Annotated in this window: 10 protein-coding genes; 3 read left to right on the forward strand and 7 right to left on the reverse strand. The window is 63.3% G+C overall.

The features are described from left to right. Positions 1-18 precede the first annotated feature (18 nt). Positions 19-426: a hypothetical protein gene (locus tag N864_RS06110; protein WP_051518254.1), complete on the reverse strand. Its 408-nt coding sequence runs from the start codon at positions 424-426 to the stop codon at positions 19-21. After that, positions 423-905, reverse strand: coding sequence for a hypothetical protein (locus tag N864_RS06115; RefSeq protein WP_034714627.1), 483 nt, complete (start codon positions 903-905; stop codon positions 423-425). The genes N864_RS06110 and N864_RS06115 overlap by 4 nt, the downstream gene beginning before the upstream one ends. Before the next feature lie 133 nt (positions 906-1,038). On the opposite strand from N864_RS06115, the gene N864_RS06120 reads away from it, so the two are divergent. Together N864_RS06120 and N864_RS06125 are read left to right on the forward strand one after the other, a co-directional pair. Then, positions 1,039-1,797: an XRE family transcriptional regulator gene (locus N864_RS06120; protein ID WP_034714630.1), complete on the forward strand. Its 759-nt coding sequence runs from the start codon at positions 1,039-1,041 to the stop codon at positions 1,795-1,797. A 541-nt stretch (positions 1,798-2,338) separates the two neighbouring features. After that, positions 2,339-3,106 (forward strand): hypothetical protein, encoded by a 768-nt coding sequence (locus tag N864_RS06125; protein ID WP_155892832.1) that lies wholly within the window; start codon positions 2,339-2,341, stop codon positions 3,104-3,106. 134 nt (positions 3,107-3,240) lie between these two features. On the opposite strand, the gene N864_RS24565 is transcribed toward N864_RS06125, so the two are convergent. The 3 genes from N864_RS24565 to N864_RS23535 all read right to left on the reverse strand — a co-directional run bounded on the left by N864_RS24565 (position 3,241) and on the right by N864_RS23535 (position 8,634). Beyond that, positions 3,241-4,188: a hypothetical protein gene (locus N864_RS24565; protein WP_155892833.1), complete on the reverse strand. Its 948-nt coding sequence runs from the start codon at positions 4,186-4,188 to the stop codon at positions 3,241-3,243. 404 nt (positions 4,189-4,592) lie between these two features. Then, on the reverse strand, positions 4,593-7,226 hold the full coding sequence (locus N864_RS06135; RefSeq protein ID WP_051518255.1) for an AAA family ATPase: 2,634 nt from the start codon (positions 7,224-7,226) through the stop codon (positions 4,593-4,595). Between the two features lie 319 nt (positions 7,227-7,545). Further along, positions 7,546-8,634, reverse strand: a complete 1,089-nt coding sequence (locus N864_RS23535; RefSeq protein WP_051518256.1) for a hypothetical protein — start codon at positions 8,632-8,634, stop codon at positions 7,546-7,548. Between the two features lie 654 nt (positions 8,635-9,288). Between N864_RS23535 and N864_RS06150 the strand changes: the two genes are divergently transcribed. Then, entirely contained in the window at positions 9,289-9,759 is a 471-nt protein-coding gene (locus N864_RS06150) for an NUDIX hydrolase (RefSeq protein WP_034714638.1), read from the forward strand. Here N864_RS06150 and N864_RS06155 read toward each other — a convergent pair. Together N864_RS06155 and N864_RS06160 are read right to left on the reverse strand one after the other, a co-directional pair. Further along, a complete protein-coding gene (locus tag N864_RS06155; protein ID WP_205620872.1) occupies positions 9,747-10,292 on the reverse strand; it encodes an HD domain-containing protein in 546 nt (181 codons plus the stop codon). The two genes, N864_RS06150 and N864_RS06155, sit on opposite strands and share 13 nt — an antisense overlap. 110 nt (positions 10,293-10,402) lie before the next feature. After that, on the reverse strand, positions 10,403-10,794 hold a 392-nt coding region (locus tag N864_RS06160; protein ID WP_205620873.1), incomplete at its 5' end, for an Lsr2 dimerization domain-containing protein.

Consider the following 10,794-nt stretch of genomic DNA (forward strand, 5'->3'; position numbering starts at 1 on the left):
TCTCTCGATGTGAGGCGGTCAGCGATTTGCGTCGATGAACGATCGAACCTGCCGTCGGATGTACTGGCGCTGCACCGAGTCCGGTGACTTGCCGTCGACGAAGAGGCGCAGCAGACCAGGCCAGCCGCCGGTCGAGCCTGCCACGAGCCGGTGGATGATCCGCAGCTGCACGTCGGTGTAGCCGAGCTGTCGCAGCATCCGTCGCGTGCAGCGCCGGGAGTTCCCGCCGGCGCGTCTCGGGGAGACGGAGGCAAGCGGGTCGCGGGCACCGCGGGCTCGCGCGCTCTCGAGCCGGTTGATGAAGACGTCCAACGCGGGCCGGAGCCGTAGCGCATCGACATCTTCTGGATCGATCTGGCACTCGTCCTCGATCCACGTCAGGAGCGACAGTGCGGGGCACGACATCATCGGGGCGGCCGAGTTCATGATGCGTCGATCCCCTCCACGTCCACCCAGCGGATCGGGAGGCCGGCGGGCACGTGGGTCAGCCCGTGGAGCAGGTCCGCCCGCGCCGCTCGTCCGGATCCCTTCGAGCTGCGGGTAGCGATGGTGCGCAGTTTCCGGTACAGGTCGACCGGTGGCAGTTGCCGGGCGAAGGACTCGTGCGTGAGGAGCCAGTCGAAGATGGCGAGCAACTCGATCGAGCCGTACTCGCGGGTGACCGAGACTCGTGCCGTCGACCCCAGTGGAACCACATCGCTCAACGCCGTCGTGCAGACGACGGACCACGCAGTTATCCACAAGTGCTTCCACCCGGGTGACTCCCGGGTCAGCGTCGGGCAGGAGCGGAGCGCGTCCCAGAGCGCGCAGGCGTCCTCCTCACCGGGGATGACGTGTGTTGCCACGGGACCGCCAGTACCGCCGATGAGTTCGTTGACGCGGTCGAGGTTCTGAGCTGTTCGCATTTCATCCCCCTGAGGTTGAGGCCTTGTCGTTCCCTCATCGGACCGCGAAGTCGGGGGACGGGATAACCGCCAGATGGGACGTTTCCGGACGTCCTGACAGGCGAGAAACGTCCTGATATGCGACCGTGGAGGTATGGCCAACGAGAGACTCCGCTCGGCTCTCGCCGCCGCCGGCCTGACACCGCAGGCGGTCGGCGAGCAGGTCGGCGTCGACACCAAGACCATCGAGCGATGGATCTCGACAGGTCGGACACCGCACCGGGCGAACCGGACCCGGCTCTGCACTCTCCTCGGACGCGACGAGGAGTACCTCTGGCCCGATGCCGTGTCGGACGCGCAAGTGCGGTCGGCCAGCCACGCCGAGTTCGTCGACATCCACCCGAACCGCGGCTCAATCGCGGCCGCGACCTGGCACAGCCTTCTCGTCAACGCGCAGGAGTCGATCGACCTCCTCGCCTACGCCGCCAGCTTCTTCCACGACACGATCTCTGACTTCAACGAACTTCTCCTCGACAAGGCCCGCGCCGGTGTCTGGGTGCGGCTGTTGTTCGGCGATCCCAAGGGCGGGGCGGTCCAACTCCGCGGTGAGGAGGAGGGGATCGGCGACTCGCTCTCCGGCCGCTGCTCGTTGTCTTGGAAGTACCTTGCGCCATGCATCGGCATCCCTGGTGTCGAAGCCCGCGTCCACGACACGACGCTCTACACGTCGATCTTCCGTTTCGATGACGACCTGTTCGCCAACACCCACGTCTACGGGGCTCCAGCGAACCATTCGCCTGTCATGCACCTGCACAGAGTCGCCGGCGGCCGCCTCTTTCCGCATTTTCTCGACGCCTTCGCTCGCGTCTGGGATTCGGCCGTACAAGCTGATTCCACTACGTTGCTGGCTTGACACCGCGCCCAACAGGCACCTTCCTGTGCCACACAACCGCGCCTTGTGGCCAGCTCTTTGGCGCGTCACACCGCCCAGATAGACGCGTCCGGTAATGAGGGACATTCGGGGCTCGACTCGACAGTACAGCGCGGGACCAGGTCTCAGATGCAAGGGACGACTCACGGCGTTGCCAGCCTCCCGAGCCTGCCCCGTCCGCGAGCGACGGGAGCGGGCCCCAGCCCACCGACGTTAGAACAGTCCGGTAGTTGAACCCGTCGACGTGCGCTGCGTATGACAATGCAACCAACGAGATGCTCCCCGCAGGAGACGGACCTGTTGCCGCAAGAACTCCGACTCTGTCCGGAGCAGGCGCCGTCTTATGGTCCGACGCGCCGGAACACCTCACGCGGCCGAGGTCGGGAAAATCCACCAACGTTACTCTAGGAACGAGTCCCGGCTCTCTGGAGTCAGAGACTTGCAGACGTAAGCCGACCACCGCGCTAGTCTCAAAGGCATCAGGAAACCTCAGGGAGGTTGAGAATTGAACCCGTGGATGTATATGCCGGAGACCTACATGCCGCCCTTGCATGGAGACAACTACCAGATTAGTCTTCGCGCGGATCTTGGACGCGCGGCCTCCGTCGACAGGGTCAGCGAGTACTTGGCTGCCTTCCACACCGTTCTTGATGTTGGTGAACGCTGGGGCGTTGTCATGGCGGAAGAAGCTTCCGTGCGTTCGCTCATGGCGGAGCTGCTGATCGCAGGGGACGGCGGTGAACCTTCCCTGCACCCGATCCTCAAAGAGATGCCTTGGTATGACGAAAAGCGCATTTATCTTGCTGTGAACCGCATGATCGAGCACCGCGTAGGTGAACATCCCGAACTCCAAATGGAAGCACCTCGTGTCCTGCGCGAGGTCGCCTCGCTCTCGGTTCCGCAGATCCTCGGGCCCTCTGTATCGGCAACTGAAGTCACTTATCGGAATCCAATCGAGATAATTGTCGGAGGAAGCGCCTTCGCTCTTTATGGTGCCGTCCAATTGTTGCGCATCATTCGCGATTGGAAGTCCCGTCGGCGACAAACGGACTCCGCCGCACGGATCGCCGACGCAGCAGCGCGGGAAGCTAGCGCGCGGGCCGATGTCATCGAGTACTTGGGCAACGAGATCACCTCTGGACGCCTCCATGTCCCGGCATCACAGTTGGGTGCGATGCTCACCCAATCGGACCTGAGTGCGGTCGCGAAGTTGGCGGGGCCCGAACCGACCCTCGAACTCCCGTCGAACGTCTCTTCCTTCTTTGGCGAAGAAACCTCGCCTACGCGCTGATGCAAAAATATAGGGCCGCCCGGCCTCTGGGCGACCTCTTGCGATTCTGAGGAGCTGAAGGCAAGCAAAGCAAGCACCTTAGCGAGTCAACGATAAGCCCCTTAGGTCAAGGACCCGTCAACGACAATGGTGCCCTACTTGCGTGAGGCCAGAAACGCCCATATCCCCATGATCCCTGATATCACGCCGATCCAAACGGCTGCGCGGCCGGCGATTCGCTTTGACTTAGAAATGTCACCTGGCTCGATCAATTCGAATTCGGGCAACATCCAGCGCTTAATCGCCGAAGCCGTCGCGAACGCCAAGGTGACGCTGGCAAGCGCCCAGGCGAACATCCCTACCGTTCCGCTCAGCCAGACTGGATGCCACATGACCGAAACTAGACCTAGCGCGGCATAGTACACTAGGAGATACACATAGAGAGCTCTATCGCTCCTCCAGAAACGCCACCATGGGACGTCTTTTGCAACCTCGGATGCGATTAGATCGAAAGTGCCCGCCACCCATTGTGGATCAGATCCTGTGACATGAACAGTGGCACCGCCTCCTAGCGAGGGATAGCGCGGGTCGCGGCCGAAGGTGACCTGGATTTTGGCGTAATTGTTCAGTTGGCTAGACGGATGATTGGCGATCTCCACGTGCTCTATCTCCCCGCTATCCATTTCCGATAGGATCGTTGACATACCGCCCTCACGCTGGAGGCGACCCTTACTAGCAGAGGCCCTGGTGATCGGCGAGAAACCTTGCACGGCAGACGACCGTGAATATAGGCTCAGTTTCTCCATCTCCTCCTTCGATTCATCGAAGGCTCGCCGCATCGAGTGATCTACCAAGTCCGCGATCTTTATCAGTCGGTCATGCCTTCCCGCCCAAGCGTCATATTCTCTGTTCCGCGTTATCCGCACCCGATCAGTTTGGGCCGGATCTGGGTACATAACCGGGGGCTGTGAGGCATCCTCAACGTCTCTGAGCAATTTCCCAACAATCCTGGACGGTTCACCTATGGCGTGCGCTTGAGCGCCGCCGTCCCCGCGATCGGTGGACCGCTCTTCCTCGGGGACGCCTGTACTGGAGATCGTCATCCGGCAATACTACTTGTCGCCACCGACAGACGGTTGGATGCCAGTTACTGTGACCTAGAACTGCTCCGAAGCGAGGCGCCCGGGGGTGCTTTTCCGGCTCGGCCATGTGGTGGGCGGGGTCAGGATGAGCGGACGTGCACCGCGCAGGAACCGGCGGGCCTGCGTCGTTCATTGGCATCGACTCTAAAACGGACGGGGACATTGCAGATCGTGTGATTTGGGCGGAACAACGAAGGGAAGTGCGCGAAAACGCCGCTTAGGTCGGGATGGGCGAACGGACCACGAGAAGTAGTGGCATGGGCATCGGAGCACAGCGGATTCGGGCTGCACTCAGGTCAACCCGTTCAGTTTCGCGGGCCGTAATGCTCCGAAGAATTTCTGCGCCTACAAGACGCCGAAAACCTCTAGACGAGGCGGTCTTCAAGGAAGGCTCTGTTCGGGTCCAGGCCATCAGGAGTCTTGCCTTCGTTCAGCTTCTTCAGCTCCTGGAGCTCGGCCCAGTGCTGTTCGAGTCCGCCAAGAGTTGGGCTGACGCCCTGGGTGATGAGCGCTTGGGAGTGGCCGTCGATGTACCGACAGGCTTCCCCGAACACCTCGCAGACCTTGGGGATGATCTGGCCGAGCTTGTCGACGTTGATGTTACCGAGCGTCGTCATCTGGACGTTGGCCTGATACCGCCGAGTCACGCCCTTGAGCAGCTCATCCTCCGTGAAGACCTCGCACCACGAACGAAGGTGGCTGTATCCGGTGTGCACCAGCGCGTCCCGAGCTTCGCCGTCCAACTGCTTGGCGGCCTGGATGGTGCTGTTGATCCGCCCCTTGATCGCGCTCAAGGAGTCGATGCGCGGTCCGGTGGCACGGGACACCTTGCCCTTGCCGTTCTCATCAGTGATCTGGAAGTAGGCGCACCGCTTGGACTTCTCGAACAGCGCGAGGAGCGTCGTGGCGAACAGGATGTCGTGCGTGAAGACGATGACCTGGTTGTCGTCGGCCAGTCGAGCGATACGCTGGGCAACTTCCTTGATCCGACGGTGGTCGAGGCTTGACACCGGATCGTCGAAGATGACAGGCGCCGTGATGCCCGCGAGTCGCGCCTCGGCGAGGAAGTCTGCGAGCGCCAACACCTTCTGCTCACCCTCGGACAGCACCTTGGACGGCTTGTGCTTACCGCTCAGCACCTTGCGGCGCTGCGCCTTACCCTCTCGCCCGACGAACTGAATCTTGAGCGACGGGGCGCGGAGCGCTTCGCACTCCTCGAGGAACAGCGCATCGAAGCTGTGGTTGATCAACTGGTCGCTGGCGGTCTTGGCTAGCGCGGTCACGGATCGGCCGAGGCTAGGCAGTGGGCGCTTGAGCGTCTTGAGGCGATCGGCCTCCTTGGCGCTCTTGACCTGCGTCTCGATCAGCGACCAGGACTTGCCCAACTCGACGGCGTCCTTGAGTTCGAGCAGCTCTGCCTGCTTGTCAACCAGTGCCTCGGTCCGGCCCTTCTGCATGGCTTCCAGCTCCGAGATGCTGTTACCCACGGTGGACAGCGCAGTGTCGACGTCGGCGCGGACTTTGGCCACGAGATCGGCGATCTGGATGCTGACCGGATGGCCGGCGACGACTGCCGTGGCGACGGCGCATCGTGCGCCTTCGATCTCTTCAACCTGAGCGAAGTACGTCGGGCGCTCACTCGGATCGGCGTCCTTGTACTGCTGGATGAACGACCCCATCTCGTTGCCTTGGAGCGCGGCAGCCTGCCGCTTGTAGGCACCGAGCGTGGTGTCGGTGGTGCGGATGTCCGCCGAGATCTTGTCCTCAAGATACGTCGAGTAGCGGGTGAGCAGATCACGCGCCGGATCGAGCAGAGGCTGGCGGCAGTAGAGGCAGCGGTCTGCATCGTGCGCCTCAACCTCGACGAGATGCTGGCGGTACGTATGGCCCGCCTCAATAAAGTCGTTCCAACTATCGTCGGGGTCAGCAGGCAGATCCGCAGCCGCGAAAAGCTCACGTCGGAAGGTCTCGTAGTCGGACGTCAGCTGCGCGCGCCTCGCCAGTGCCTCGTTGTACTTGTCCTGCTCGAAGCCAAGCAGAGCTTCCGCGGTGGTCCCGGCCTCCGACAGAACCCGCTGCTCGCTCCTGAGGCCAGCGATCTGGGCACCCAGCGTGTTGGCGCGCAGGGCCGCAACACCCTGGGTCAGGGCATCGAGCTGTTGATCGACGTCAATCCCGCTCTTGGCCCTGGCCTTGAGGTCGGCGAGATCGGTGGAAGCACCGAGGCTCTCGATCAGCGGGTAGATCGTCGATCCGCGCTGGAACCTGGATAGCAGTCCCGATCCGCTCGAACCAAGCTCGGAGATAGCCGCATCGATCTGCGCGGTCACCGCTTGGATTGCAGTCGTGACGTCGTTGAACAGGGCCAGCGAGGCTGGAGTGTAGACGTAGTCGAGGTCTTCATCAACGTGGGTACGCACAGCAGGGCTGTCGAAGATCGACATGCGCGTGAACGGCGACACACCCAGCTCGCCCATCCAGATCAGAGCTTGGGCGTCTTCGCCCAGCTTGAACTCGAGCCTGGCGGACTGTGCCTCCGAGGTGTCGGCATCGATGTTGCCCAGGATCGTGTCGGCGGTACGGCTGTTGGCCAGAGCCTTGAAGACGCGCGAGTAGCCCGTCTTGCCAGTGCCGTTCTCCCCGTAGAGGATCGTCAGGCCCTCGTGGGGCTCGATCACTGCGCCCGCCACTAGCGCGTTGACACCACGCACCTCGGAGAGCCGGGTCAGCGACAAGGACGGTGCCGACTCGTCCTGGCCAGCCTCGATATCGAGCATTGGAATGGCTGGAAGCTCCCGCTCGTCGAGCGCTTTCTCCTGCCGGAATAGCAGGTAGGCCTTCTCGACCACGGAGGTTCCGGCCGGGCGTCCGGTAGCGATCACTTCGGCGACAAGCAGCCGCACCCACTCGTCGTTGGCGTTCGCCCAATCAGCAAGTTGCGCCCGTGGGTCGATCCGCTCGGTCGACTCAGTGGCTGCGGCTTCAGTCGGCGTAGCCATCAGGCGTGCACCTCCTGCGGCGGATCGGCAGTGATCCGTTTTGGCGGCCGGCGCCGATCGTGTCCCTCATGACCTGCCCACGACCTCCTTTGCGCCCGTAGCGGGCGCTCATCTGTTTCCTTTGTTCGACCTCTGCTCCAACGCTAGCGGTGGGGTCAGACATGGCCGACGCCCGCGAGGATCGTCGATGCGCTTGGCATCGACCGAACCTCGTCAGGGCGAGGCGTTTGCCGGACATGCCCCAACCCGAGCAGTCCGCAGAAGTGCGTCACGCCGCCGCTGGTGAACCAGTCTTCGGGCCAGCGGATCCTGGTTTGTGTCACGCCTCGGTCGCCAAGTACAAGTCGGCAATGTCGGTGAGAATGGCTTCTAGTTTCTCCCAATTCATGACGGCGTCGGCTGACGGCATCGTCGGGTTCTTCTCGGTCAGTTGCTTGGCGGTCATGTCCTGGAGGGCTGCCAGGATTTGGTCTGCTTCCGCGCGCCAGCCTCGATCCCGTAACGGTTGGAGTGGAACATCGAGGCTGTCCCAACTCGCTAGGTAGACGTTGGCCACGCTTCCGCGGCCCGGCGTCTTGAGGAGGGCACCCGCGGGTGTCTCGTGCACGACGAGTTCCCGCTTGGCAGCAAACTGACCAATCAGGTCGAGCAGTGTCAGGGTGCTGGGCTGTGACTGTTCGAGCAGCGCCGTCCTGTCCGGAACTCTGCGTGGTGGCTTCTTTGTGATGGTCGCGCCTGTTCGTCCGATGACGGTCGGGACGATGACCATGTCTCGATGGCCGTCCGCCCGGTAAGTCTTCACTTCCACCGCGAAGACCTCGGCCGGGCTCATCTGTTCATTGAGGAACTCGGTGATACGCCGCAGCTCGTCGGGCACGAGGTCAGCCACGAAGACCATGCGGATCCGGCCGGCTCGCAGGTTGTCCTCGACGCTGAGGAAGAAGTCTTCGATGCTGGCGTCGCTGGACTGGGTGAGCTCGGCGATTTCCTGTTGAGGATCCCGGCCGAGGCCGGTTTGCGTGGTCTCGAAGGCGGCACGTAGATCGTTCGCGGGCCAGTAGCGCACGCCGTTGGCGGCGTAGTCGAGCATCTGGCCGACGACCTCCCGGCGGATTCTCGTGTCGGAGGAGCGTTTCACTTCGACAAGGGTCGGAACGGCGTCTTGATCGACGAACACGTGGTCGACGCTCCAACGCGAGCCGACGGCTGCTTCGCGGTCGGGGACGCCGTGTTCTCGGCGGATCAGAGACCAGCGTCGGGGTTCCTCTGGAGTCATCTGCCCTCCGGCCAGGAGGTCCGGATGGTTCTCGAGGAGTTGTTGCAGCACGTCCTCGGCCGCGTATGGGGTAACGCGCAGGGCGGCGAGGCTGCCCGCCGCGTCGATGTGGAACAAGCCGTCACCGCTCATCAAGTCCTCCAGCCATTGGACGTCGTGGCGACATTGTGAGCCGCGACGTCGGGGATCCGCGCGGGAATTGCCTCACAGGTGAAATCGGCGGTGATGCAGCGGCCGGGGTCCCGGATCATTCGGCTACACGCCAGGCGGGATCTCTCCCCGGGGCTTGGCGGTTCTTGACGATCCCGAGACAGCCCATCGAGCCAATGGCAGCCTGACGGACATGGCGAGATTCAGTGGTGGGGTGACGGTTCACCGGGCGATCAAGGGGCCCCGAAACGCCGGCGGCTCTTGGTCCAGCCCAGATGGCTGGAGAACGAGGTGCTGGCGACCCTGTCCGCGATAGGTGAGGTGCGGAGGAGGTGCGACACTACCGAGCTCACGACCGTGCGGTACGCCCGCAAGGCCGGACTGTCGTGGACCGAGATTGCTGCGGCACTCGGAGTCACCCGCGAGGAGGCGTGGAAGCGGTGGCACGAGGTCGACGAGACTCTGCCCCCAGGTGATGTATGGGGACCCATGTCCCTGAACGATCCCGGCACTGTTCTTGAGCGATGGGGAGGTTCCCGCCTCGAGTAGGACATCCCAACCGTCCCCGGCCGTTTGCATGCGTCATACCGCCGCGGAGGAAGTGGCCGGTCCTGCATCGGCCTCTACACTCTCAAGATGGGACGGATCGACTACATCGACGACCCGAACGCGCCCAAGGCCAACAGTGTCGTCCCGAGCGTCGTCGCCATCGTGACCGATGATCAAGGCCGCGTGCTCCTCATCCACAAGACGGACAACAACCTCTGGGCGCTTCCTGGCGGGGGCCACGACATCGGTGAGTCCATCTCGGACACGGTGGTGCGCGAGGTGAAGGAGGAGACCGGCTACGACGTGGTCGTCGAGCGAGTCACCGGCCTCTACACGAACCCGCGCCACGTCATGGCCTACGACGATGGCGAGGTGCGTCAGCAGTTCTCCATTGCGTTCCGGGCGAGGCTTGTCGGGGGAGAGGCGAAGACCAGTTCTGAGAGCAGGGAAGTCGAGTGGGTCCCACCGACTGACCTCGGGCGCCTCGACATCCATCCGTCGATGCGCCTTCGCATCCACCACGCCCTCGAGGACCGGGAGAGCGCCTACATCGGATAGTTCAACCAGCCGGCTGCTCGCATCACCGACGCGCGCAACTGGTCCGATGACCGCGCCAGTGCCCTTCCAACCGGATCGGTTGCGCCGTATCTGCTTAGAATCTCAGAAAGGCGCTCGTCCACCGGCACACGGGCTCCCTCTGGTCCGGTGGTCATGTCGACCAAGTTCAGGACGTCGAGGGCATCTTGCGGCGGCTCGTCGAAGCCAGCCAGCTCTGAGTGGAGTCCGCGTTCCTCTGCTTCGAACTTCGCACCCGAGTGGTACGCCACCAGGGAAGTCACGAGTTCACTCTCGCCGATGCCCTGCAAGAACCGCGCTCCGTCGAGGGGATGAAAACCTGAGTCGACCAGGTCGGGCGCGTATCCGATGTCGTGCAGCCAGCCAGCCGCTGCCAGCTCGCGCGGCAGGTCATGCTGCGCACAGAGCCGCTCCATGGTTCGGCCGACGGCTTGGACGTGTGTCCAGCGCGGCTCGACGCGGGCGAGATGGCTGCGTGCGAGTTCCGCGGCGGCGGCCAGGTCGGTTCGAGGCACACACCCACCGTAGCCACTCGCTCGAGCCAGCTCACGGGGAGTCATGCGCCGACAACGGATCCCTCGGGGTCACGATGCCTTCATGACCGCCGGAGCAGTCGCCAGGGGACTCAGGCGTGCGCCGCGTCGTACTGGTCGATAACGGCCTGCGCGATTCTGCCGCGGTCCTTGACCTCGACATCGTTCGCGCGCGCCCACTGGCGGATCGACTCGAGGTCACGCTTAGGCGCAGTAGTCGCAATGGACCTCCGAGCGCGGGTCTTCGCTGACCGTGCCCTCGTCGACGCTGCGGTCGCCGTGTCGGCGGTCTTCACGAACGGGTCGATTGCCTTGCGCAGGGCCTGCGCATTCTTGGAGGAGAGGTAGAGATCCCACGACTCGCTCCCCATCGTGACGTGAATGGGCTTGGTGTCGGCGTTGAGCGTCTTGCCGTCGAAGTCGTCGATGAGGATGGTCGCGCGGCCCATTGGCGGTGTCCTTTTCATGGAGTGATCACGTGCGA

Origin of the sequence: Intrasporangium chromatireducens Q5-1 (assembly GCF_000576575.1) — a bacterium.
GTDB lineage: Bacteria > Actinomycetota > Actinomycetes > Actinomycetales > Dermatophilaceae > Intrasporangium_A > Intrasporangium_A chromatireducens.